Genomic DNA, 25,339 nt, shown 5'->3' with positions numbered 1-25,339 from the left:
AACCTGCTTATATTTTCAGACGCAAAGGAGCGAATCGAGATTGGATAAACTGAGAAAACCGGTTGCAATCCTGTTATCCGCTGCACTGATGTTCTCTTCAGGACCATTAATGTACCCGAACAAGGTTCTTGCAGATGAAGCTCTTATTCCCGGATTGTGGATTCAAGACGATTTTTCCGATGGAGATTATACCGTTTCACCTGAATGGCATGTGATCTCAGGCCAGTGGCAAGTGACATCAGATCCGGCGGACGCATCCAACCAGGTTCTTTTTCAAAATGGAACCGATGAAGGTTTTATCACAACGGGGGAGTCCATTCCGGATAAGACAGTGTCAATGCGTTTTTATACAGGAGCGGGTGAGGGATTTCCCGGAATTTTACCGCGGTTTCAAGACAAGAGCAACTATTACTACTTCCAAATGCAGATGCCCGGCAACAAACTCGTTTTCAGCAAAAGAGTAAATGGCGCAGATACTACGCTAAAATCGGTGGACTACACATTTAACAAAAATACATGGTATACGCTTAAAGTGGCGGTATCGGGGACCTCGATCCGCGGTTATATCACCGAAAATGGGATGGACCGATTGGTTTTTGATCTGATGGATACATCTATTGCAACCGGTACAGTTGGCATTCGAAATAAGTGGCAGACCGTACATATTGATGATGTAATGATCGCGGAGCCGCCTCAAGTGAATGAAGCTGTGCTTGCAAAGGATGGAGAGACGGCATCTTCGATTTCCTTGCATTGGCCGGAGATTGAAGGGGCGACAGGGTACCGTCTGTACCGCTCGAATATGCTGGAAGGCGGTTACGCTTATGTAAGTAAGACATCATCAACAAGTTATGTGGATGAAGGACTAAGCTCGGATACAGCCTATTATTACAGACTTGCGTATGACTACGGGGCATTAACCGAGTCACAGTGGTCTGCTCCGCTTGAAGCCAAAACGGCTGCCGAGGCTCCGCAACCACCGGGTGATCTGAAGGCGACAGCAATGACAGCGACAAGTGTCAAATTGACCTGGAATGCAGTAAATAAGGCAAGTGGTTATCGTGTCGTTCGCGCCGAGCAAGGAACAGAAGTATATGAACAGGTATACGACGGCAACCATTTGTCGTTTACGGATCAGGCACTTGAGCCTGGAAAGAGCTACAGCTATCGGGTGACGGCGTACAATGCTGCGGGTGAATCGACATTTAGTACAGCGGAAGCGCAGACGTACACGGTAGATTCTCCTTCAGGATTTGGTGTTACTGCTACAACGGATACATCCATTTCTTTAGGGTGGGATGCACTGCCCGGAGCAGAAGTCTCCTACACGGTGTCGAAGGCGACAAGCGCTTCAGGGACGTATCAGCAAGTCTACTCAGGGAAGGCGACTTCGTTAGACGACACAGGTTTGACGATGGGCACGGGTTACTTTTATACGATTCAGGCCAATGTGGACGGAATGGACACTCCTGTATCTGCACCGCTTGGAGTATCCACGGTGCGCACAAGTATTACGCCAGGACAATTGTGGCCGGATCAAAACGGCAAACCGATTGATGCTCATGGCGCAGGTTTCTTTTACGATGAAAAAACAGAAAAATATTACTGGTATGGCGAATATCATACGGGCGGTTGGCCTGCTGCAGGGGTGCGTGCCTATTCTTCCAAAGACCTGATGAACTGGACAGACGAAGGCATGGCACTGACGATGCTTCAGTCGATGGACGATTTTGACACAAACCCGTTAATTAAGGAACTCTATGCGGGTCGCGAGGATCGTGTGGACATCTGGGCAGATATTCGCAAAGGACGGATTATCGAACGGCCAAAAGTCATTTACAATGATAAAACGAAAAAATATGTCATGTGGGCCCACATGGATGGAGACAAGGACCCTTACAACAATAATGCCAATTATGGTAAAGCGAAGGCCGGTTATGCAATAAGTGACTCACCTGCTGGACCTTTTATATATCAGAAGAGCTACCGTATGGACATGGCTCCTGAGGGCGAGAAGGACTATTTCCCAAGTGACAGAGGTATGGCCCGTGACATGACACTATTTAAGGATGATGACGGCACGGGTTACCTAATTTACTCCAGCGAAGAAAATCTGACTTTATACATTTCAAAGCTCACCGAGGATTACAGTGACGTCACGGGCTGGCATAAGCAAGGTCTTAAGGATGATAAAGGCAATCCTGTTCGCGATAGCGTGTATCAGGCGGAATACGGCGTAGACTATGTTCGGGTATTCCCTGGTGGACAACGTGAAGCACCGGCTATGTTCAAGTATCAGGGCAAATATTATATTTTAACATCAGGTGCAACAGGCTGGGCTCCTAACGAGAACAAAGTTACGGTCGCGGATCATATCTTCGGACCTTGGTCGGCGATGACAAATCCGTTTGTTCGCACACTGCCAAGTGATCCAGATCCCGGGAAGGCATTTGGCACACAGACAACTTCGGTCATCCCGGTTGATCCGGAAAAAGGCAAATTTATTTACGTGGGAGATACTTGGAATGGAGGCAATTTCGCCAATGATGCAGCCAAATACGTGTTTTTGCCGATTGAATTCGGTATAGGCTCAGACATTGCGATCAAGTGGTATAACAGCTGGACACCTGATCTGTTAAATTCCATGGGTAAGGTGGAAATCGCAGATAAACTGCCAGAAGTGGTGAAACTTGGGGAAGTTCCTGTCCTGCCTTCCACCGTAAAGGTGCGTGATGGAAATCATCTCGTGTCAACGCCAGCCGTCTGGACAATTGATCATCGCGCGATGACAGCGGAGGATTTTGCCAAGCCTGGCCCGCTCACGCTCCAGATCACAACACCTGAGTATAACAACAAAACACAGGCGGTTCGCGTGTTTATTATTCCCGAAAATACACTATACTTTGTGAACAGCGGTGGTTATGATACGGCAGATTACAAGCTGATGAGTAGTTATATGAAAGATACCCTCATGCATCCGGGAATTGTGGATCAGATGTATGCTCCGGCTGAAGGTCAATCCTGGGGATATGTTAGTGCCGATGCGCTGCCTTCCGGATCAAGCGGCGGTGATATATTCTCAACCGTACGTTACCTGAATGGTGGCAATGTCAGCAATTCTCCGAAAGGCAAAGATTTGACGTATAGCTTTGAGGTAGCCAACGGTAAATATGATGTGTATGCAGGATTCAATGACCCGTGGACGAATACTTCACGCCGGGCGGATTTTATTGTTAACGGTACAAACACCGGGGCGGTTGCCTATATACCTGCAAGTGTTCGTGCTCACCAGGGCATTGAGGTATCTAATGGTAAACTGGATGTCACGGTACGCAATACGGCATCCCAGGACCCGCTAATCAGCTGGATTATGATTGTAAAACCTGAACCAACGTCTCCTGTATATGGAACCGGGGGCCTGCATTCGGTTTCTGCCACGAATGCAAGTGTAACGCTTGAGTGGGATACATTATCCGGAGCGTCAACTTATAGGCTTTATCGTTCGAATCAAGATCAAGGAACTTACGAGAGAATCTATTCCGGCGCACTTCCAGAGTATACGGATTCTGGGCTGAACGAAGACACGGTTTACTATTATAAAGTCGAGGCATTGGACGATTCAGGCCAATCCCTCAAAGGATTGTCTGATCCTTATCAAGTCACAACAACCCGGCGGACGGCTGCCGACGTAGCTTCAGGTATTACAACGCTTGAACAGCCAACGACAGCTTCTACAAAAATGAAACTGCCTTTGCTGCCTCAAGGGTTTACAGCTTCTATTCACTCAAGTACAGCTCCGTCTATAATCAAGCTGGACGGAACAATTATTTTACCAGCCCGTGAAACGACGGTCTGGATTGAACTTGAAATCACACGCGCATCCGATGGGAGCAAAGCCACAACGTCCCCTTTGGTCGTTGACGTACCTGCACGTACAACGTCTCCAGGCGGTAATGATGGGAATACTTCGAATCCGGGCAGCAACGGTGGTCAGGTTGGCAATAACAATAACACCTCAGGCACAGGACAATCCCAGTCGTCAACTCTACCTGTTATAGAAAAGGATCGTGCTGTTCTTGAATTACAGGCCTTATTGGCTCCAGAAGGAAATGCACATTCTAAAGTCGATGCTTCTGCAATTGAAGCTGCGCTCAAAGCCGCACCTCTTACAGGAGCAGGTCAACGACTGGTTGAATTTCGGTTGAAGTCTGTTCCAGAAGCGACGGCATATGAGCTGGCACTGCCAGTGTCATCCCTGTTGAAGCAGAAGCCATCCGATGTTTTCCGTATCGTGTCTGCGTTTGCAACGGTGGAGTTGCCTGCTAATTTGCTGGCTAAAGAGGGAACCAGAGAGGGTATGGCAACTATTCGATTGATCCGCACACCGCTTCCGCAAGGGATAACGGATCGTTTGGGAGCAGTGCATGGTGTAAAGCTCGAATTTAGCCTTAATCATCAGACCTTCATGCCTGATAGCGGGATTTCAATGGAGTTACCGTACACCTCATCAAAAGATACCGTGGCCGACAACGTTGTTGCAGTGCAAATCGGGTCAAGCGGAGTAATAACTCCGCTTCCACAGAGTTATTACGATCCGGGACGCGGTGAGCTTGTATTTTCTGCAAAATCTTTATCATTGACTGGTGCATATGCTGCCCTATCTATGGAAGAGAACTTTTCGGATCTAGCCGGAGCGCCATGGGCACAAAAAGCGATGGAGGCACTTGCTGTTCGGGGCGTGGTAGATGCAACAGGTAGTGAGGACAGCAGACAGCTACATCCCAAACAGGAGATGACACGCGGGCAATATGTACAGTGGCTGGTAGCTTCGCTTGGTCTAAACGGGAGTTCTACTGAACCATTCAAGGATGTGAATGAACAATCTTCTTATTATAAGGCTGTTAACATAGCGCGATCACTCGGTATTACGGATGGGGCTGGAGATGGACGTTTCATGCCAGAGTCCACAATTACTCGTCAGGAGATGATGACCTTAACAGTAAGGGCGCTCGCTGCGGGTGGACTCATTGATGATGGAGCACAGAATTCTTCCGCAGCTGATCTTGCTCGTTTCCGGGATGCAGGCAAAATCAACGCGTATGCAAGAGAGAGTGTAGCTTCGCTTGTGAACCTGGGCATCGTGGGTGGTTACAACGGTGAAATAAAACCTTCGGCTGAAGCCAACCGGGCCGAATCTGCTGCACTAATCTATGCAATGATGAGCAAGCTGGTTTGGAAAAAGTGATGAATCATTCCTCTGTCACTTTCATATGAAAGCGGTTTGTTCTTCCTCCATTCATTTTAGTTTCTGGTGTATCTTATAAAAGACATTAAAGCTTGTTTTAACCTGAAGTCGGGTTAAAGCAAGCTTTTTTGCCGTTCATTGTCGATTGTTGCTGACGAAGTGCAAACCGAAGATTCGCACGTTTTGTTCCTTTATCAGGGAAACTGATAAATGGTATAAAATCATTGAAATTGACCCTAATCCCCCGGTGTGTTAGGTTCTAGAGAGAAGAAATTAATATGATCATTTTAGTAGGAATTAAAATCGAAGTAATGCGTGAGGTGGCAGATGGTGGAACTTCAAGTGACAAATAGTCCTTTTAATCAAGAGCAGGTAGAATTGCTCAATCGACTTATTCCTACATTAACGGACGGACAACGACTCTGGCTTGGTGGGTATATTGCAGCGTTTCAAGCAGGTGTGGTAACACCACAGACAGATCTGATTGGGCAGTCTGCGGTAGCAGCTCCAGTCAGTGCTCCGGCCGTTTCCCGCGAAGTTACAGTGCTGTACGGTTCCCAGACAGGAAATTCAATCGGACTGTCGAAAAAACTCGGAAAGAAGTTGGAAGAGCAAGGACTGCAAGTGACCTTGTCATCCATGGGGGATTTCAAACCGAACGGATTGAAAAAAATTGAGAATCTTCTCATTGTGGTCAGCACACATGGGGAAGGCGAACCGCCGGATAATGCGATTCCGTTTCATGAGTTCTTGAATAGCAAACGTGCTCCAAAGCTGGATGGACTTCGTTATTCAGTGCTGGCGCTCGGCGATACCTCTTATGAGTTCTTCTGTCAAACTGGTAAGGATTTTGATAAACGACTACAGGAACTGGGCGCCACAGCTTTGGTTCCACGAGTAGACTGTGATGTTGATTTTGATGAGCCAGCTGCATCGTGGATGAATGATGTACTTGCTTCGCTTAGCAGTACAACAGCTACTGCGGGTGCGGTAACCACTGAAGCAATCACAGCCGCGGTAAGCGGTGGAGAATCGGAATATAATCGTACAAACCCGTTCAAGGCAGAGGTGCTGGAAAATCTCAACTTGAATGGTCGAGGATCAGATCGTGAGACACGTCATATTGAGCTGTCTTTGGAAGGTTCCAATCTGGACTATGAGCCGGGCGACAGCCTGGGTGTGTTCCCTGAGAATCATCCGCGCCTCGTGGATGAATTGATTGCAGCTATGGGGTGGAACGCGGACGAGCGTGTTACAGTGAACAAAAGCGGCGATCAGGTATCGGTATACGAAGCACTGCTGCGTCATTACGAAATTACAGCAGTAACCAAACCGGTGGCAGAACAACTCGCCAAGTTGAGTCCAGGAAACGAATTAACAGCATTGCTTGCCAACGATTCCGAATTCCGTAACGTTATGAACAGCTGCGATCTGCTTGATGTGGTTCAGGATTATGCATTGAAGGGCATTCCAGCCGCACAGTTTCTAGCCGTTCTCCGGAAAATTCCGGCACGTCTGTACTCCATTGCGAGTAGCTCCAAGTCTTTCCCGGAGGAGGTTCATCTGACGGTTCGGACTGTGCGTTATGAAGCGCGTGGCAGACAACGTTATGGTGTATGCTCGGTGCATCTCGCTGAACGAATCGAAGCTGGTGACACCTTGCCAGTATATATTCAGCATAATCCCAACTTCAAATTACCCGAAAATCCGGATACACCAATCATTATGGTTGGACCTGGAACAGGGGTAGCCCCATTCCGATCTTTCCTTGGCGAAAGAGAAGAAACGGGTGCAGAAGGAAAAACATGGCTCTTCTACGGGGACCAGCACTTTGCTACAGACTTCCTTTACCAAACGGAGTGGCAACGCTGGCTCAAAGATGGCGTTCTGACGAAGATGGATGTTGCTTTCTCTCGTGATACGGAACAAAAAGTATATGTACAGCATCGCATGCTGGAACATAGCAAGGAATTGTACCAATGGCTTCAGGAAGGGGCAAGCGTGTATATCTGCGGCGATGAGAAAAAAATGGCTCATGATGTGCATGCGGCGCTGATTACCATTCTACAGCAGGAGGGCGGCTTGTCGCCTGAGCAGGCTGCGGATTACATGACACGGTTGCAACAGGAGAAACGTTATCAGCGGGATGTGTATTAATCCAAGGCTAAGCCGGAAGGTTATATTCCGCAGAAACGAGAGGAGAAAGCGGCATGGCTTATAATAACTTACTTAATCCGCAGCGTACCAACAGCGATGTGGAAGATATAAAGATCAAGAGCAATTACTTGCGTGGAAGTCTCACGGAGACACTGGCCGATCGCATTACTGGCTCAATTCCCGAAGATGATAACCGTCTGATGAAACATCATGGCAGTTACATGCAGGATGACCGTGACCTGCGTAATGAGCGCAATAAATCCAAGCTGGAGCCTGCATATCAGTTCATGCTACGTGTGCGTGCTTCCGGGGGAATCGTAACGCCGGAGCAGTGGTTGATGATGGATCGTGTTGCCCATAAATATGCAAATCAGACGATCCGCCTGACAACCCGCCAATCGTTTCAGCTACACGGGGTGTTGAAATGGGATCTTAAAAATACGATTCGAGAGGTCAACGACTCTTTGCTAAGTACACTCGCTGCATGTGGAGATGTTAACCGTAACGTGATGTGCAACCCGAATCCGAATCAGTCTGAAATTCATGCTGAAGTGTATGAATGGGCTTGTCAGGTGAGTAATCATCTGGACCCGCGTACTCGCGCATATCATGAACTGTGGCTCGATGGGGAGAAAGTCATTGACTCCCAGGATTCGGACGAAGAGGTTGAACCGATTTACGGCAAGGTGTACTTGCCGCGTAAGTTCAAAATTGGTATCGCGGTACCGCCATCCAATGATGTGGATGTATTTTCACAAGATCTTGGTTTTATTGCCATTGTAGAGAACGGCAAGCTGCAAGGATTCAACGTATCTGTTGGTGGAGGAATGGGCATGTCTCACGGAGATCCGAAGACATATCCTCAAGTATCCAAAGTCATTGGTTTCTGTACACCAGAGCAGATGATTGATGTTGCAGAGAAAACGGTCATGATTCAGCGTGACTACGGGGATCGTGCGGTTCGTAAACATGCGCGTTTCAAATATACAATCGATGACCACGGTCTGGAGTGGTTTGTTGGTGAGTTAACGAGCCGTCTTGGCTGGAGTCTGGAAGCGGCACGTGCATACCATTTTGACCATAATGGAGATCGTTATGGCTGGGTGAAGGGCAGTAATGGCAAGTGGCATTACACGTTGTTCATTCAGAATGGACGGGTAAAAGATGTAGAAGGCTATCCGCTCATGACGGGTTTGCGTGAAATTGCCAAAATACACACCGGGGATTTCCGTCTGACGGCGAACCAAAACCTGATTATTGGCAACATCAGCAGCCAGAAAAAGAAAAAGATTGAAGCATTAATGCAACAATACAATCTGACCGATGGAGCTCACTATTCAGCACTTCGCAGAAGTTCTATGGCTTGTGTTGCACTCCCGACCTGTGGTCTTGCCATGGCTGAGTCGGAGCGTTATCTACCATCCTTGATTGACAAACTGGAGCCTGTACTGGATGAAGCGGGTTTGAGGGATGAAGAGATTGTCATTCGTATGACAGGTTGCCCGAATGGATGTGCTAGACCGATGCTGGCAGAGATTGCTTTTATCGGAAAGGCACCAGGCAAGTACAATTTCTATCTCGGTGGTAGCTTTACAGGTCATCGTCTGAACAAATTGTATCGCGAAAACATCGGTGAAAATGAGATTCTGGAGATACTGACACCGATGATTAATCAATATGCAAAAGAGCGCAACGAAGGTGAGCATTTCGGAGATTTCGTGATTCGTGCGGGGTATGTCCCTGAAGTGTTGGACGGAAGACAGTTCCACGCGTAACTTGCTGCTTATTCAAAAAGCATTCCTTACGGAGTGCTTTTTGTTTCTTAGATGCAGAATCGTTTGGTGAGATGAACTTGTTGAACCAAGCGCAACACGATATAATGACAAAGTAGAAAGCAGATTACATGTTGAAAGTGAGCGGAAACGATATGGGTCGTAAGTGGAATAATATTAAGGAAAAGAAAGCGTCAAAAGACGCAAACACAAGCCGGGTCTACGCGAAATTCGGCGTTGAAATCTATGTAGCGGCGAAGAAGGGCGAACCGGACCCAGAAGCGAACCGGGCACTGAAGGTCGTTCTGGAGCGTGCCAAAACGTATAATGTACCTAAAGCAATCATAGACCGTGCGATGGAAAAAGCAAAAGGTAGCGGCGATGAGAACTATGAAGAGTTGCGTTACGAAGGCTTCGGGCCAAACGGTGCGATGGTCATCGTGGATGCGCTCACGAATAACGTAAACCGTACAGCACCTGAAGTGCGTTCTGCGTTTAACAAAAATGGGGGCAACATGGGTGTGAGTGGTTCCGTTGCTTACATGTTTGATCCTACAGCAGTCATCGGCGTTGAAGGTAAAAATGCTGAGGAAGTGCTGGAAATCATGTTGGAAGCAGATGTAGATGTGCGTGATATCGTGGATGAAGATGAAGCGGTTATCGTATACGCTGAACCAGACCAATTCCACGCCGTACAAGAAGCATTCAAAGCTGCGGGTGTGAACGAGTTCACCGTAGCCGAGCTGACGATGCTTGCGCAAAACCACATTGAATTGCCTGCGGATGCCCAAGTTCAATTCGAGAAGCTGATTGATGCGCTTGAAGATTTGGAAGATGTTCAACAGGTGTATCACAATGTGGAGTTTGTGTAAGCGAGCAAGGGATTAACTCAGTCTGATAGTTTTTGATTTATTCATATCGGGATTTCCCAGAGCAATCTACTTAACTTACTTACGTATGATCAAAATTTAAGTATGTTCTAAAATGTACGAATTAAAAAAGAGTGTCTATCCAATCCATTCCGATTGGGAGACACTCTTTTTGGCTATGTCTAAGATTTACTCGGCAAAGTGTGGGCTTGCTTATCCGATGAATCGGATGTTTCTTTTTTCAGTCCGCCAAACTTGAATAGTATAATGCCACCTACAATGACGAGGACTCCGAGGAGTTGGTTCCATGAGAATGGAATTTGCTCCAGACCAAGCCAACCCATAGAATCAAATAGTAAAGCGAAGCTTAACTGAGAGGTTAATACGATGGAGATTGCATAAGTTGGGCCGAGCAGCTTCATGCCTTGAACGAGACAGAAAACGACACCTACACCAATCGCACCACTCAGCCAGTACCACGACTGCATATGCTGAAAGCTAAATGTATTTTTACCTTCAACGAGGAGGGAGATTACAAAAGAAGCGATAAATCCGGTAAATAACACCATCGTAGTTGTTGACCATGAACCGGTGCGTTCATTGACTTTACTGTTAAATATCGTTTGCAGGCTTACCAGTGAACCGGCCAGCAGCGCAAGTAAAATACCTGTAATGATCATGCGTGTCCTAACTCCTTATTCATAAATGTTGTGTCCCGCAATGTGCCGAAGGCCTGCACGATTTTTAATGCGGATTAATCCTTGATCCCGTTGAATGTAACCGTCAGCACATAGCTTCTGAATCACCCGATTCAAATGGCGATAGCTGGTGCCGATCAGGTTGGCAATGTCGGTCAGATTAAATGCGTCGAGTTCCTCATGCATTACGGTTCCGCCTTCATCCGTCGAGATGGATAACAGATAACTGGCTAAACGAACATCCACCGGATACATCAGATTAAAGTTCGAAAAGTTCGAATCAATGTAAAACTTGTGTGAGATGATTTTTAGTAGAAATTGCAGTAATGGTGCGTAATCACTGGCAAGCTCAGTGAGCCAGCGGTAATGAATACGTAGCATCACAACAGGGGACACCGCCTGAACGGTGTTCACGATGTTACTCTCACGCACATATTCGATGTCTCCCACCACTTCAAGCGGTGTTTTGAAACAGAGCACGAGTGTTTTGTCTTGTGGAGAGGTAGTGAAAATTTTAATTTTTCCTTCTACCAAGACATATAAGTATTCGGAAGCTTCGCCTTCGCGGCAGATCAGCTCACATTTTTCGAATTGACATAGGGTCATATGAGGACGCAGGTGTTCGTGAAAAACCGCCTCCAATTGATACTGTTTCAAATAGTCTATGATTTGCTGCGATTCATGAATCTCTTCCATGCGGTTCTCACCTCTGCGTTAATTGTGTTGAAACTACAGCTTCATAATGATGACACCGGCGATCATTAGAGCAATACCTAGGAATTGCGGCAGTTTCATTTTTTGTTTGAGCACGCCGAACCATCCATTGCTGTCGATCAAAAAGGTTAGAAACAATTGGGCAATCAACAAAGCCGAGATCGTAAAAGTCACGCCAATTTGCTGAATCGCAGAGACTTCACTGAAAATAATAACTGCACCAAATGCGCCTCCGGCAAGATACATCGGTTTAACTTGTTTAATCCCCTGAAGATTGGCGTCTCGCACAAACATCAGGATGATCGCCGCGAGTATAAATCCCGTTAACTGGGTGATCGTGGCGGCCTGCCATGTCCCCATATCGGTGCTGATTCTGGTGTTAGCAACCCCTTGCAGCGTAATACAGGCTCCGCCCAGCAGGGCAAAAATAATTCCTCTCATCTTTCTTCGTACACTCCTTCAATGCATGACTTCGACTTCTATTAAATGATAAATGCCTCCAAATAGCCAAGGACAAATGTCCTGAGTCTGGAATGAATAGCATCTAGCGTACACTAAAGCTTTAGGATATTCCAGAAAAGCAAGGAAAGAGGTAGCAAAAGAAGGAAGGAGTAAGGAAGTGGACTAACGATCAGCAAAAGCACTATTTCACCAAACGAGTTCAAAACGCTGGATACGCGGCAAAATCACGCAAATAGGGTCCTCCAACACAGCCTAACGTTAAAACACCTTAAATACAGGCTGTTCCTTCACAAAAGTAACTTTGATCTCTGGAAAACACTCATTCAGTCTGTCCGCTAAAAGTTTCATTCCTGGTGCCTCACTTTCGGCATGTCCAACCATGATGAGTGCTTTGGATTTACCTTGTTGCGCAGCATCACGAATATACTCAGGCGTTTCCCATTCAAATCCTTCCCCTGCGATAATCAGGTCAACCTGTTCATTCCGAAAAAGAGGTATCGTAACATGTCCATTTCCACGAAATCCAACCAGAACGGCAACGTGTCTGCAAACGATTTCAGAATTACCCGCAATGCGAACATAGTCAATACTTAGCCGTTCCTTTAATTGTCGAGCAACTTCCTGAACGGTCATTCCTTCTGGAAATGCAACGATATCTGACTCTGCCGTTCGCCCGCTCAGATATGTAGTCCAGCCGAGCTGCTGGATGAGTCCATCTGTAATACCATCTGGCTCGAAGCGGTGAATAACATCATGGCAACGAAAAAGAGCAATGCCTGCTTGGTTGATCAAGTTTCTTTTATCTGCATAAACGGAATCGTTCTCAAGCCAATCGGTCGCACTGTGATGATTATAAAATGGGGATTCATGGGCAATAATCAGATTAGCTCCGCCCTGAATAGCCTGTTCAATGACATGTTGTGTAGGCATAAAAGTAACCACGATTCCTGTTACAAACTGATCTAGTGAACCCGTGATCAACTGATCAACCGTATTCTCTGGAAGTGTAATCCCCTCCGTGAGGTGGAGTATAATCTCTTGTACCGTGAAATTTTTTTGTTCTGTCATATCTTTAATTTCCATTAGCTTCATTCCTCCAAAATAAGGATATAGTGTTTAGTGTATCATCTTTATAGTTAAAAGCCAGCTATACATACGATACTTCATTGCCCTGAAAATAAATGGTTTCCAGAGAGAATTTACAGTACTCTAGTAATGCTCAATTCATACTTGACCAGTGCTGACAGCACATCATGTAACTCAAAAGTTATCCTAACAACGTTAGTGGAAAACCAGCGCGCAAGCCAAGTGAATTCATGTAGTTTTCTTATACGAGAGAACGTATACTTACATAGAGTCTTTTTTGAATTGGGTAAAATTTACTATATTCGCAATGGATTCTTACGCCATTCATAGCCTAGATTTACATCACTATACGAAAGGGGATAACGACATGACGGCAGTTAGCATTATGGAACGTCTGAAGAGTGAGACGGCACATTATCATAGACAAGTAGAACAGAACCCCTATGCGAAAGGAATTATGGATTCGACCATAACGATTGAACAATATAGAGCGTATTTGGAGAAATTCTACGGATTCCTGAAACCACTGGAGGATCAAGCGATTAAGCAGTCTTTTTGGGCAGAAACAGGACTGGATATCGATGTAAGAGGCAAGGCTGGTTTATTAGAGCAAGATCTAAGGGATCTTGGCTTAAACGAGGAGCAGATCAAGCAAATTCCACAATGTAACGACAATGATGTACCCGACATTTCTACACCTGCAAGACTGTTCGGATATCTCTATGTCATTGAAGGCTCCACCAACGGTGGCCAGATTATGACCAAACGTTTGTCACAATTTTTGCCTATAGAAGCGGACCGTGGACTGCAATATTTCAACGCATACGGCACGCAGAGACGCACGAGATGGAGCGAGTTCATGCAGTTGTTACAGCAATCGATTCAGACATCCGAGGATGAAGATATCGTTGTGTATACAGCCTCGGAGACATTCCGGCTACTGGATCAGTGGGTTAACACGTAAGAACTACGCCCGAAACACCCCATTAGCTACCCGACGTAAGTTCTGTTTTAAAGAAACAACACATGCTGAGAGGGGATATTTAAGTTCATGGCTGAACCTAGGTCGAGGCAAGAAATGAGTCTGCTTAACCGCACCTTACTCCCGCAAGGGACTTATACCAAGGATCCGATCGACCTAAATAATTGCGATAAGGAGCCTATTCATATTCCCGGCTTTATCCAGCCACATGGTGTACTTCTGGCTATCGATTCCAGGGGTACAGCAACCATCGTGCAGTGTAGCCAAAATACACATGACCATCTGGGCATCCATTACTCGGATATTTTAGGCATGCCTTTAAGCGACTTGATCGCTGAAGAAGATGTAAACAAGCTCCTGAACAACCGCTCAAGCGCAGCTGTGACGTCAGACTTGCATTATATGGATTTGATAATAGATGTATCAGGGGAAGAGAAGGTTTTTTCATCGGTCCTGCATGAGAGCGAAGGTCTGTTGATTCTTGAACTCGAGCCTTATTATGAAAAAGAAAACATCGAATCGAACGATTTTGAATGGATATCCCGTTTCTTCGGAAGAATCAAAAGCACGGACAGCCGCGTGGAGGCGAGTCAGATTGCGGCTGAACAGCTCAAAGAAATGCTTGGATATGACAGAGTCATGATCTACGAATTTGACGAGCAATGGAATGGTAAAGTGATTGCGGAAGCAAGCGAACCGGAACTCGAACCTTTTCTAGGGCATCACTATCCAGCCTCAGACATTCCCAAGCAAGCAAGGGAGCTGTATCTTCGTAACTGGCTACGTACCATTGTCAATGTGAATTACACGCCTGTTGAAATCGTACCTACGTTGCAGCCCCTTACGGGAAAATCTTTGAACTTAAGTTTATCTGTTTTGCGGAGTGTATCTCCGCTTCATATTGAATATTTGCAAAACATGGGCGTGGGTGCTACCGTGACCATTTCACTCATCCATGATAATCAACTCTGGGGACTTATTACGTGTCATCATTATTCTGCAAGATACGTCCCGCATCGTGTTCGTACTCTGTGTAACTTCCTGGGAGCCTTTTTCTCCAATGAGTTGTTCCAGCGTCAGCAGCTGGATGATTATCAGGCAGAGATTAAGTCCCGTGAGGCTGCTACGAGGATCGTTAACATTTTTATCGGCAATACAAGCCCGGCGCGTGTGGTGGAAGAGCTGCAAGGAGAGCAGGAAACCATTCTTCGGTTAATGAATGCATCCGGTGCGGCAATATGTTACCAGGACAAGCTACTGTTATTTGGTGAGACTCCGACAATTGGGCAAATTCGTGAACTGGCAGGATGGCTGGCTGGACAGGCAGAGGATCACAGCTATAACACGTCGAAGCTGAGTCTGGAATACGAGACAGCCAAACGATATCAAGATGTAGCCTCAGGGGTTATTTATGTTGCCATCTCACCGGGTCACCATAACTATATGTTATGGTTCCGTCCCGAGGTGGTTCAGGTGGTAGAATGGGCTGGTGATCCGGCAAAAGCCGTGCTGAAGACGGATGATGGTGTACGTTTGTCTCCGCGTAAATCGTTTGAAAAATGGAGGGAAGTTGTGCAATCGACCTCGTATCCATGGACAACGAGAGAGCTGAGCATATTACCTTTGCTAAAGTCTATTGTACGTCGCCAGACGGAAAATCAGCTGGCTCAAGCCGAGGAGCACGCCTTTCAGAATGCGCGTATTCTGAAGCGAAACGAGCAACGTTACTTACAATTGATGGACTTCTCGCCCGTTGCCTTTTTCACACTTACCGAAGGGCGGATTATTTACTGTAACATGATGGCTGCCGAACTGTTTGGATATGAAAATGCAGGCAGTCTAATCGGGAAGAGTTTCAACGATTTTTTGCCCGATAATACACGGGATATATTACGGCAAGACTTTGAAAAATTACAGCTCGACATCACAAGTTTGATGAACAATCAGTTATATTTTACAACAGCTTCTGGTATGTCTTTGCTCTTTGAGATTACAATGGCCTCCGTCGTTCATGCTGGCAAACCTTCAGTCATGTTGTTGCTTCGCAGCAGAACATCACAACAGGAGCAGGATGATTATAGCGAAACAACAAACCGATTGCGCAATTACCTGACCACCGATCCGTTAACCGATATGCCGGTTCAAACGGTGTTCAAGCAGCAACTTGAAGGGGATTGGGATGATTGCTTGCAGGAAAACTGCAGTCTGGGGCTGTTGATCATTGATATTGATGATTTCCGCTCTTACAATACTGCGTATGGCTTGCAAGGCGGCGACCTGTGTCTACAGTGGATCGGCGAGGTGCTAACGGTGGTTAGTGAACAGCATAACGCTCTCATTTCTCGCCAGCGCGGAGGTACATTTATGCTGAAATTAAAAGACACAACGTCGGCATATTTATCTGAACTGGCTGAGGAGATCAGGCAACATGTGCTGGCTCTGCAAATCCAGCGAGAGCTCACGGGTCAGAGTGGTGTGGTTACGGTCAGCGTTGGCGGGGCGGTTCTGCTTCCTGATGAACACACTATGGCAAGCGATTTAATCGAGCTGGCTACTCAAGCTCTGTCCCAAGCCAAGGATGAAGGCAAAAATCGTACGCGAGTTGTGTGATGAAACAGAGATAGTGACCCAAGACAAGTCAGGGAGCTAGAAGTAAAGAAATGAGCAGTCTATCGAAACGATGGGGTGCTCTTTTTTTATTCAAACTGCAAAAGTTGGCAGAATCACGAATCTAATAAATTTTTTTGTCACTTGCTATGTAAAGTATGATCGTATATAATCTAGAAAATGACAATATAATCCATTAAAATCCAATTAAATGGATTATACTATCTATATATTACATTTGATGAACAATTACCCTCAAAGTGTATACCCAAGAAATTTATGATCTACTGCAGTGGTCGTAAGGAATCAGAATCTGTCACGGCCTAGTATTATCTTGGGTTCAATTATTTATAAACGTTCTTATACATGTAGTATTTTCATGCTAATCGATTCGAAATACAAATATTAATAGAGAGGTGATCAGGAGAATGATGGAAAATAAAGATGAGCTTGTCGGTGGAAGAGTGGGAAAGATTCATAAAGTGGACGAGACCGTAGTTCGTCCAGCCAATGTATGGACTCCGAATGTGCATAATTTTTTGGAATTTCTTCATAGTGAGGGAGCAAATTTCGTTCCAAAACCATTGGGCATAAGTGAAACTAACGAAGAAATATTAACATTCATGCCAGGAGAAGTATATAACTATCCGTTACCCGATGAGTTGCTAAGCGACAATATGATTGTTTCAGTAGCTCAGTTATTACTCCGTTTTCACAAAGTAAGTGAAAAATATGTATCCCATCTGAAGAACACGGAGCAATGGATGTTACCTTCAATTTCTCCGGTTGAAGTCATGTGTCATGGAGATTTTGCTCCTTATAATGTCACTATACAAAATAACAAAGCAATCGGAATCATTGATTTTGACACACTGCATCCCGGGAGTAAAATGTGGGATATTTCTTATGGCATATATCGTTGGGTTCCATTCGGAAATCCAGACAGTCCTGATTCCAGTGGAACGTTAGAAGAGCAAATTCGGAAGAGTAAATTATTTCTGGATACTTATGGAGTAGAAGGGTCTTCAAGAGAATCATTTGTCGATGTGTTGATTAACCGGCTGCAAAGTTTGGTAGACTACATGCGAAGTGAAGCATCAAAAGGAAATGAAGATTTTCAGTCCCATATTGATGAGGGCCACCTTAATTTATATTTGGACGATATTAAATATCTAACTACTAATAAAGAGGAAATTATCAATGGTATCCAATCGATATGAATTTGATTTCCCTCAATGGCCCGTATATGGCGATGAAGAGATGCAGTATTTATCCGAAGTTATAACTTCTGGCTTCTGGGCAGGGAGTCGTGCCAAATATAGCAAGGAAGTATCTAAAAATTTTTTGAATCTGCACAGCGGAACGTTTGGGTTTCCAGTCACGAATGGCACTACTACATTAGAAACAGCATTAAAAGTTCTAGGTGTTAAAGCGGGGGATGAAGTTATTCTCCCAGCCTTAACATTTTTCTCTACCGTGTCTGCTGTGCTTCGAACGAATGCGAATCCAGTCATCGTAGATATAGATCGGGAAACATTTTGTATCTCCACACCGGAAGTTAACCATGCACTGTCTGAGAAAACGAAAGCCATTATTCCTGTACATTTATCTGGTGCGATGTGTGATATGGATGAATTAATGAAAATAGCAGCGTCAAACCGTTTGAACGTCATTGAGGATTGTGCTCACGCGCATGGGAGTGAGTGGAATAACGCTGGTGCTGGAACAATAGGTGATTTTGGAAGTTTTTCCTTCCAACATTCTAAATTAATTTCTTGTGGAGAAGGTGGTTTCTTAATAGCAAACTCACAGGAGAATATTGATAAAGCATGGAATTTCTCCAATTGCGGAAGAAGTTCTAAACATTCAGTTTATGAACATTCTGTTATAGGTACCAATAATCGAATGTCAGACTTTCAAGCCGCTGTGCTCAATGCGCAAATTTTACGTTATGAATCACAACTTAAGATTAGGGAGAGAAATGCTTCCTTTTTAAGAGCAGAGTTAAGTCGTATAGAAGGTGTTTCAACACAAATATATGATAATAGAATGACACGAAGGGCTTACTACAATTTTATCATAGTCATTGATCCTTTTAGATATGGAAAACATTGTTGCAGGAAGATGCTAGACATATTTACCCAGGCTGGTGTGCCCACATCTTTGCCATACCCTCCACTTAATGAACTGGAAATTTTCAGAAATAAAAACAATCATGAGCTCTTAGGATACAATGTAAGATTGTTTGAAACCCCTAACGCGAAGTACATCTCGGAAAACTCTATCTGGTTGCACCATAGATTGCTTCTTTCGGACAAAGAAACCATTACTAAGTTTATATATTTATTCTCTGAATCTTTGGGAGTGGGTTAATTGGCCGTTATAGTCATTTCACCTCATTTTGATGATGCCGTTTTATCTGCATGGACATATCTTCAGAGTAAAGAAGTTTCTATTTTAACCATCTGTGCTGGTGTACCAAGTGCGGAAGTATGCGTGTCATCGGCTGACCTCAATTGTGGTTTCACATCAGGCAGAGAGGCAGCATTAGAACGTATTCATGAGGATGTTCGTGTTTGTAATGGACTGGGTATTGTTCCAATCCATTTGGATGAGTTAGATTACCCGTATTCCGGGGATAAAGATAAAACTAAACTTGGTAAGAAATTAAGTCCACATATTTACCCAGACAACACCATATTTGTACCGCTAGGCATCGGTAGACATCCAGACCATGTTGCAACTCGTGATTCAGTAATACAAATGTATAAAAATAATAACTCATTCCAACTCTTCTTTTATGCAGATTTCCCCTATGCTTCAATGCCAAGATACAAACGTGATAAGTATAATTGGCTTGCTATTGAAAAGGAAATAAGGAGCCAAGGTATACAACTATGCAAATTTCAGAAAGTATCGTTAGAGCAAGAATGGATTGAAAAAAAAATTGAATATCTGAAAAAATATAAATCACAAATTCGTATGTTACAAGTTAACTACCCAGACCTACTAAACGTGCCCGGAATATTAAAAAATGAATACTTTTGGGGTGCTACTTATGATTAAATATTTATGCTTTAGACCGATGACTATAGACGGTGAAAGCGCAACGGATCTCACACCTTTGAACTTTCAGGCACTTAATAAGGCTGGTCTTAAGAGAAGATGGAAGCTATATCTTGAACATCAGCTGGTCAGGGAACAAGAATTGAATCATGTACTGGAACAACTATGTGAAATGGAGGCCTTAAGTATTGTTTCAGTTGGAATTCACGTAAGTTTAAAATCCTTGCTTAATAAACCAAGACCATATGAGAATGATAAAATTAGTGTCTTTTATATATTAGATCATTCTGAGATGGCAGAAATACAATGTCAACGCGGCAAAGATGAGCTTATGTCAGACATACTTGCTCATGATAACGTATTCATTCCCCATAGATTTCCGTCCTACTATGATGATTTACATGAATTGAAACCTCAATTGCACAATGCTAAAAACATTCTGTTGGAATCTTTCTATGATCGAAATCTGGATGATTTTCAATTCGGGCAGAACGTATATCTGGATTATCGCAGATTAAAGGATCATTCTGATCCAGAGATAGATCTACGTCGGTATTTTATATCAACAAGTTATTCAGATGCTATAAACGATGATTCACTTGAGAATAATAAAGGTTGGGACTCCTTCAGAGAATATGGTTTATTTGAAATGATAGCATTCTTACGAGAACAAGGATTAACAGAACAGGACATACTTGATTGTATCCATGACAAGTTTTTAGACCTTTTCAAAAATTCTCCTCGCCAAGGAAAAGTGTTATGGAATCTATGATATTGACCCATACCTTGAAGGGGAAAATATGGTTCATGTGTCCGATTACCTTGATCTCCAAAACTACTAATTACATTGCATTTAGGATTAGTGTTGGATCTCCTGTATATCGTGCTGTTGCTTCTAATGGAAAAAATGCTAGTCTTGATGCGACGCACTGGTATCTAAAAAAAGGAGATTGGAAAAATAACAATCTTACCTATCTAGTACCCTATGATGAATATGTTGGTTATGGTGTCATAACAGATCGTCATAACAATATAGGTTACTATTATTTGAATTTTCAAGATCTTATACAAGTTTCGGAAAATGTAGTCAATACCTTGGATTTCGAGCTGGATTTTGTCATAACTGATTACGAAAAACAAAAATATTTTTGGAAAGATGCAGATCAGTTTCATGATCTGCGATCCAAACATATTTTTAACAGTGCAGCGATGGAGAACATAAAATTAGATGAGAGGGAATTGTTGGAATCGTTCGAGAAATATAAAGCGGATCTAGATACCTTTGGGACTATAAATATCGAATCGCCTAGTATTGAGGAGTTTCAAAAACATATTCCATTCGATCTTTATAAGGAGTTTATTGAATGAATAATGTCGTAGTAACGAAAGCCCCTTTTAGAATATCTTTGGCTGGTGGCGGTACGGATATAACTTCATATTGCAGCAGATTTGGCGGACAAGTGATCGGCTTCTCCATTGATAGGTATGTGGTGACTACGCTATTACCGAGAAATTTCTACGATGAAAACCATGTTATTAGTGGTGACAACGAGCTTCTTCCCAACTTCTCAACAGAGGCGAAAGATTATGTGCTTCATGCTTTATCAGAGACCAATCTTAAACATAAGTTCAAAGCAAGTATTTTAACGGATGCTCCTCCCAATACCGGTTTAGGCGGGTCAGCGGCATTTCTAAATTCATTTATCAGCGCAAGTAAAAACATAGTGAACACAAACTTAACGAAAAGTGAATTGGCTGAATTATCAAGTCGTGTAGAGATTGAAAAATTAAAACGCCCTGTGGGAAAGCAGGACCATTATTTATCAGCTCTTGGAGGTATGAACTTATTAACATTCGACAAATCTCTTACTGTGACCGCAAGCAAAATAACAGTTAAGGAACAATGCAAAAATTATTTAAATTCTAGATTACTACTTTTTTACACAAATATAAAACGTTCAGCGGGGGATGTGCTGAGTGACCAATCGAATCAAATTAGTAGATCCAATCTGGAAACAACAAATTTGATGCACGACATCAAGTCATTAGTCATGCCCATGCTGAGCGCATTGGAAAATGACAAACCAGACGAGATAGGATGTCTATTAGCTGAACACTGGCATAGAAAAAAATCATTAACCAAAAATAACGAAAAAGATGAAATATCCCAACTCATTTCCTTATGTTATAAGAGTGGGGCAGATGGATGCAAAATACTAGGGGCTGGGGGAGGGGGATTTATCCTGGTTAGCGCCAAGGAAGGGATGCAACAAAAAATAAGAGATGAATTAGCGAAATATAACATTATAGAATTCAAATTCAATATTGAATTTGATGGGACTTCATCAACAAAAATTCCGATCTGAGGTGGTCAACGTATGCATAGAAAAGTTTATTTCATGAGACATGGAGAAACAGAAGATAATGTTATTTCTAGATTGTCGACTAAACCGCCAGGTCCGAGCTTGACATCTTTAGGCCGAAAGCAGGCAGAGGATTTAAGAGTGCAAATTGTAGACAAAGACATTTCATTAATTTATTCAAGTCCGCTAACAAGGGCAATTGAAACGGCAGAAATCATGAATCAAAATTATAACGTAAATATAATCCAAGATCATCGTATCTCAGAGTTACTTGTGGGCGACAACGAGGGGCGAAATGATCAAGCCGTATTTGATGAACTAGATACGGTCTGGAAAGAGTGGTCTTTAAAAAATAATCTAGGTATGTTAGCCGGTCCCAATGGTGAAACGGCCGAACAAGTATTAAGTAGATGTAGATCATTTATTGAAGATTTAATTGCTAAAGATGACTCTGAGAGTGTGTTGGTCGTTGCTCATAGTGGAGTACTACAGCTACTACTCGGCCATTTATGTACAAATCTTGAACCTATTTTTTGTTATGATAATTGGCTGAGAAATTGCCAACTAGTCGAAACTGAAATACGGGATAATCAATTATATTGTACGAAATGGGGAGACACTTTATGCTGAAGAGATTATCGAGAAGATGATCATTATTGAACGTACTTTTCATTATCAGGAGTATGAAAACATCATTTTTTTAGACAGAGATGGTGTAATTAATGTTAACCGTGAACATTATGTAAAATCTTTATCAGATATTGAAATTCATAATTCGGCTTACAAAGCGTTGTCGAACTTCAGAGATCACAATATTGGTATCATCATTATCAGTAATCAACAGGCAGTTGGCAAGAAAATCATCTCGATCGAAAAAGCGATTGAGATTCACAATAAGATCATTAATCAATTTGAAAATCCTCCAATCATCGCATCCTTTATATGTCCTCATCTTGTATCTGACAAATGTGATTGCAGAAAACCGGGAATCAGAATGATCAGAACAGCCTCAGAAATCTACAATGTACAACTTCAAGGAAACTATTTGGTAGGAGATTCATACACAGATTTGCTTGCTGCGGAGAATGCAGGGCTACAACCTATTCTAATCAAGAAAAGCCATGAGAAGATGAAGACAATAAATAAAGCGATAATATTTGAAAATTTGTATGAAACTTCAAAGTATATTTCCTCCAAAATCACTTAGGACTAGGGGCGATATGATGAAAAACGATGTGGTATCCAATTGTGATCTATATTTATCTGAACTCGTGGATGAGATAAACAAAGCGCCAATGAAAGATATCGAGAAGGCTTGTGAAGTTATCTTTGATGCATTCAAATGTGGCAAGACGTTGTATATTGCAGGCAATGGCGGAAGCGCGGCTTCGGCAAATCATTTTTATGCTGATCTATCGAATGAGTTGCTTATCCATAATATCAACTCCAACGCAAGAGTAAATTCACTGTGTGATTCGATTGTAAGATTGACTGCGATTGCGAATGATTACGGCTATGAAAATGTATTTTCACAGCAATTGAGTCACGGTCAAGAGGGAGATATCCTACTGTTATTAAGCGTCAGCGGTGAGTCTAAAAATCTTATAAAAGCGGCTGATCTGGCGCAGTCGCGATCCATGAAAATAGTATCTGTTACTTCAATGACATCCACCTTAACCCATATTTCTCATATATCAATTATATTCGGTGATTGTGATTATGGGTTATCTGAAGATTTTCAATCGATCTTTCTTCACATGTTAAAACGAATGATAAACAATAACATTCCACATAAATGTTAAGGAAGGGGATCGATAATTTATGTGCGGTATTGCTGGAGTTGTAGGTCGTACTGTAAGAGAAGATGTATTGCGACAAATTTTAAGTCAGATTGAACATCGAGGACGCTCCGAAACTTTGAGTGAGTGCAAACATTATATGGATTATGGAACTTGCCTTGGTACGAATAGATTGCCGATCGTAAGACCGAACAATAATACACAACCTGCACTGTCAAAGAATAGACAGACTGCTCTTGTTATGAATGCTCAGATTTTTAATTATAAAGAGCTGGCTCATGAACATCATTTAGAATGGATAAACGAATCTGAATATGGTGATACTCAATTTTTGGTAGAGTTCATTGAATTGTATGGGATTGATTTTGTTATAAAACAAATTAATTGGGAAGGTTCTTTTATTTACCTGGATATGGCAGCTAGAGAAGTTGTTTTTGTTCGGGATCACCTTGGAATTAAGCCTTTATATTACTTAAGAAACATGGACTTACTCATGTTCTCAAGCGAGATAAAAGGTTTAACTGGTTTGCCGGGTGATGAAATAGTGTGTGTTCAGCCAGGGTCAATTAATCGCTATTCATTAGAAAATAATAGTATTACCACAACGATTTGGTGGGAACCGTATGCTGCTTTTAGAGACTGCAATCTGTTAGAACTGCTAAGTGATTCGGTTGGATTGAGAGTGCCCGAAGGACAATATGCAATTTTGTTATCTGGTGGATTGGATAGCTCGATTATTGTATCTTTGGCCAAAAAGTTTAATAGAAATGTTACGGCGTACACCTTGTTTACTGATACTTCACCTGATCTTCCATATGCCCGCTCATTATGTAGTAATTTGAATATCCCTTTAGTTGAGGTGAAAGGGGAAAACAGTGAGGTTTTAAAAGATAAGTTGCCGGACATTGTTCATATCGTAGAGACATGGCAGTGGCAAGTGATAAACCATTCTGCACCGATGGATGCACTATTTAAACGAATTCGAGATGATGGTCATAAAGTTGTACTAACAGGAGAAGGAGCTGATGAACTGTTTTTTGGTTACGAAGACTTCCAAAGTCCAAATCTCGCTCTTAAAGAAGAAGAGAGAGTTACAAGGATAAAGGATTTACATAAAACCAATTGTCGACGTCTGGATCGGATGGCAATGGCCTATGGCCTGGAATGCCGAGTTCCATTTTTAGATCGACGATTGGTATCTGCTGCATTGAATTATTCTTATCCTCAATGTGTATCAGATACTATAAATAAAATTCCCTTAAGGAAAATGGGCGATAAGCTGCTGCCGAAAGGGTTCAGCAATCGTAAAAAGCTGTCATTGTCTAAAGGTGCCGGATATAAGTATGGAGAGAACTTGGACATGAAAAATGTTTTTGGAAAAAATAACGATTTTGAAAGCGAAATGAAAAATACGTTGTATGAATATATGGCAAGGTACCCCATTGAGAGGTACTTGATTGATTTAGCGGTAGACGAGGGGTATTTCAAAGCTAAATATTTGCAAAAGGCAGGCTTATAA

The 25,339-nt window shown here is 43.2% G+C and carries 20 protein-coding genes; 16 read left to right on the top strand and 4 right to left on the bottom strand.

Features of this window, described 5'->3' with window-relative positions:
- Positions 1-40: 40 nt before the first annotated feature.
- The 4 genes from EC604_RS08200 to EC604_RS08185 all read left to right on the top strand — a co-directional run bounded on the left by EC604_RS08200 (position 41) and on the right by EC604_RS08185 (position 10,046).
- On the top strand, positions 41-5,245 hold the full coding sequence (locus tag EC604_RS08200; RefSeq protein ID WP_123063684.1) for a fibronectin type III domain-containing protein: 5,205 nt from the start codon (positions 41-43) through the stop codon (positions 5,243-5,245).
- Between the two features lie 330 nt (positions 5,246-5,575).
- Positions 5,576-7,402, top strand: a complete 1,827-nt coding sequence (locus EC604_RS08195) for an assimilatory sulfite reductase (NADPH) flavoprotein subunit (RefSeq protein WP_123063806.1) — start codon at positions 5,576-5,578, stop codon at positions 7,400-7,402.
- 53 nt (positions 7,403-7,455) lie between these two features.
- On the top strand, positions 7,456-9,177 hold the full coding sequence (cysI, locus tag EC604_RS08190) for an assimilatory sulfite reductase (NADPH) hemoprotein subunit (RefSeq protein WP_123063683.1): 1,722 nt from the start codon (positions 7,456-7,458) through the stop codon (positions 9,175-9,177).
- Between the two features lie 152 nt (positions 9,178-9,329).
- Positions 9,330-10,046, top strand: coding sequence for a YebC/PmpR family DNA-binding transcriptional regulator (locus EC604_RS08185; protein ID WP_090924069.1), 717 nt, complete (start codon positions 9,330-9,332; stop codon positions 10,044-10,046).
- Positions 10,047-10,225: 179 nt separating this feature from the next.
- On the opposite strand, the gene EC604_RS08180 is transcribed toward EC604_RS08185, so the two are convergent.
- The 4 genes from EC604_RS08180 to EC604_RS08165 form a co-directional block, all read right to left on the bottom strand.
- Positions 10,226-10,720, bottom strand: coding sequence for a DMT family transporter (locus tag EC604_RS08180; RefSeq protein ID WP_123063805.1), 495 nt, complete (start codon positions 10,718-10,720; stop codon positions 10,226-10,228).
- A gap of 18 nt (positions 10,721-10,738) precedes the next feature.
- Entirely contained in the window at positions 10,739-11,437 is a 699-nt protein-coding gene (locus tag EC604_RS08175) for a Crp/Fnr family transcriptional regulator (protein ID WP_123063682.1), read from the bottom strand.
- A 33-nt stretch (positions 11,438-11,470) separates the two neighbouring features.
- Positions 11,471-11,896 (bottom strand): DMT family transporter, encoded by a 426-nt coding sequence (locus EC604_RS08170; RefSeq protein WP_123063681.1) that lies wholly within the window; start codon positions 11,894-11,896, stop codon positions 11,471-11,473.
- 279 nt (positions 11,897-12,175) lie between these two features.
- The gene (locus EC604_RS08165; RefSeq protein WP_240036715.1) at positions 12,176-13,000 is read right to left on the bottom strand and encodes a Nif3-like dinuclear metal center hexameric protein; all 825 of its coding nucleotides are present in this window, start codon (positions 12,998-13,000) and stop codon (positions 12,176-12,178) included.
- A gap of 370 nt (positions 13,001-13,370) precedes the next feature.
- Here EC604_RS08165 and EC604_RS08160 point away from each other — a divergent pair, with 370 nt between their 5' ends.
- The 12 genes from EC604_RS08160 (at position 13,371) to EC604_RS08105 (ending at position 25,339) form a co-directional block, all read left to right on the top strand.
- Positions 13,371-13,967: a biliverdin-producing heme oxygenase gene (locus EC604_RS08160; RefSeq protein WP_123063680.1), complete on the top strand. Its 597-nt coding sequence runs from the start codon at positions 13,371-13,373 to the stop codon at positions 13,965-13,967.
- A gap of 87 nt (positions 13,968-14,054) precedes the next feature.
- Complete coding sequence (locus tag EC604_RS08155; protein ID WP_123063679.1) at positions 14,055-16,595, top strand: diguanylate cyclase domain-containing protein; 2,541 nt, start codon at positions 14,055-14,057, stop codon at positions 16,593-16,595.
- A gap of 425 nt (positions 16,596-17,020) precedes the next feature.
- The gene (locus EC604_RS08150) at positions 17,021-17,812 is read left to right on the top strand and encodes an aminoglycoside phosphotransferase family protein (RefSeq protein ID WP_123063678.1); all 792 of its coding nucleotides are present in this window, start codon (positions 17,021-17,023) and stop codon (positions 17,810-17,812) included.
- Complete coding sequence (locus EC604_RS08145; RefSeq protein ID WP_123063677.1) at positions 17,793-18,965, top strand: DegT/DnrJ/EryC1/StrS family aminotransferase; 1,173 nt, start codon at positions 17,793-17,795, stop codon at positions 18,963-18,965. Before EC604_RS08150 ends, EC604_RS08145 begins: the two co-directional genes overlap by 20 nt.
- On the top strand, positions 18,966-19,658 hold the full coding sequence (locus EC604_RS08140; RefSeq protein WP_123063676.1) for a PIG-L deacetylase family protein: 693 nt from the start codon (positions 18,966-18,968) through the stop codon (positions 19,656-19,658).
- Positions 19,651-20,430 carry a hypothetical protein gene (locus EC604_RS08135; RefSeq protein WP_123063675.1) on the top strand — a complete coding sequence of 260 codons (780 nt, stop codon included), beginning with the start codon at positions 19,651-19,653 and terminating at the stop codon, positions 20,428-20,430. Before EC604_RS08140 ends, EC604_RS08135 begins: the two co-directional genes overlap by 8 nt.
- On the top strand, positions 20,418-21,026 hold the full coding sequence (locus EC604_RS08130) for a hypothetical protein (protein ID WP_123063674.1): 609 nt from the start codon (positions 20,418-20,420) through the stop codon (positions 21,024-21,026). The genes EC604_RS08135 and EC604_RS08130 overlap by 13 nt, the downstream gene beginning before the upstream one ends.
- Complete coding sequence (locus EC604_RS08125; RefSeq protein ID WP_123063673.1) at positions 21,023-22,024, top strand: hypothetical protein; 1,002 nt, start codon at positions 21,023-21,025, stop codon at positions 22,022-22,024. The genes EC604_RS08130 and EC604_RS08125 overlap by 4 nt, the downstream gene beginning before the upstream one ends.
- A 12-nt stretch (positions 22,025-22,036) precedes the next feature.
- A complete protein-coding gene (locus EC604_RS08120; protein ID WP_123063672.1) occupies positions 22,037-22,651 on the top strand; it encodes a histidine phosphatase family protein in 615 nt (204 codons plus the stop codon).
- Positions 22,652-22,667: 16 nt separating this feature from the next.
- A complete protein-coding gene (locus EC604_RS08115) occupies positions 22,668-23,228 on the top strand; it encodes a D-glycero-alpha-D-manno-heptose-1,7-bisphosphate 7-phosphatase (protein ID WP_123063671.1) in 561 nt (186 codons plus the stop codon).
- A 16-nt stretch (positions 23,229-23,244) separates the two neighbouring features.
- Entirely contained in the window at positions 23,245-23,823 is a 579-nt protein-coding gene (locus EC604_RS08110) for an SIS domain-containing protein (protein WP_161556884.1), read from the top strand.
- Between the two features lie 19 nt (positions 23,824-23,842).
- Positions 23,843-25,339, top strand: coding sequence for an asparagine synthetase B family protein (locus EC604_RS08105; protein WP_123063669.1), 1,497 nt, complete (start codon positions 23,843-23,845; stop codon positions 25,337-25,339).

This window comes from Paenibacillus amylolyticus (genome assembly GCF_003719335.1).
Taxonomy (GTDB): domain Bacteria; phylum Bacillota; class Bacilli; order Paenibacillales; family Paenibacillaceae; genus Paenibacillus; species Paenibacillus amylolyticus_D.
The sequence above is the reverse complement of the archived record's forward strand: the minus strand, read 5'-3'. Positions and strand labels throughout refer to the sequence as shown.

What these genes read in the sequence shown, in the direction of transcription:
- cysI (WP_123063683.1), top strand. Translation starts at nt 7,456, where the DNA reads ATGGCTTATAATAACTTACTTAATCCGCAGCGTACCAACAGCGATGTG.
- EC604_RS08185 (WP_090924069.1), top strand. Translation starts at nt 9,330, where the DNA reads ATGGGTCGTAAGTGGAATAATATTAAGGAAAAGAAAGCGTCAAAAGAC.
- EC604_RS08175 (WP_123063682.1), bottom strand. Translation starts at nt 11,437, where the DNA reads ATGGAAGAGATTCATGAATCGCAGCAAATCATAGACTATTTGAAACAG.
- EC604_RS08170 (WP_123063681.1), bottom strand. Translation starts at nt 11,896, where the DNA reads ATGAGAGGAATTATTTTTGCCCTGCTGGGCGGAGCCTGTATTACGCTG.
- EC604_RS08165 (WP_240036715.1), bottom strand. Translation starts at nt 13,000, where the DNA reads ATGGAAATTAAAGATATGACAGAACAAAAAAATTTCACGGTACAAGAG.
- EC604_RS08160 (WP_123063680.1), top strand. Translation starts at nt 13,371, where the DNA reads ATGACGGCAGTTAGCATTATGGAACGTCTGAAGAGTGAGACGGCACAT.
- EC604_RS08155 (WP_123063679.1), top strand. Translation starts at nt 14,055, where the DNA reads ATGGCTGAACCTAGGTCGAGGCAAGAAATGAGTCTGCTTAACCGCACC.
- EC604_RS08150 (WP_123063678.1), top strand. Translation starts at nt 17,021, where the DNA reads ATGATGGAAAATAAAGATGAGCTTGTCGGTGGAAGAGTGGGAAAGATT.
- EC604_RS08145 (WP_123063677.1), top strand. Translation starts at nt 17,793, where the DNA reads ATGGTATCCAATCGATATGAATTTGATTTCCCTCAATGGCCCGTATAT.
- EC604_RS08135 (WP_123063675.1), top strand. Translation starts at nt 19,651, where the DNA reads ATGATTAAATATTTATGCTTTAGACCGATGACTATAGACGGTGAAAGC.
- EC604_RS08130 (WP_123063674.1), top strand. Translation starts at nt 20,418, where the DNA reads ATGGAATCTATGATATTGACCCATACCTTGAAGGGGAAAATATGGTTC.
- EC604_RS08125 (WP_123063673.1), top strand. Translation starts at nt 21,023, where the DNA reads ATGAATAATGTCGTAGTAACGAAAGCCCCTTTTAGAATATCTTTGGCT.
- EC604_RS08120 (WP_123063672.1), top strand. Translation starts at nt 22,037, where the DNA reads ATGCATAGAAAAGTTTATTTCATGAGACATGGAGAAACAGAAGATAAT.
- EC604_RS08115 (WP_123063671.1), top strand. Translation starts at nt 22,668, where the DNA reads ATGATCATTATTGAACGTACTTTTCATTATCAGGAGTATGAAAACATC.
- EC604_RS08110 (WP_161556884.1), top strand. Translation starts at nt 23,245, where the DNA reads ATGAAAAACGATGTGGTATCCAATTGTGATCTATATTTATCTGAACTC.
- EC604_RS08105 (WP_123063669.1), top strand. Translation starts at nt 23,843, where the DNA reads ATGTGCGGTATTGCTGGAGTTGTAGGTCGTACTGTAAGAGAAGATGTA.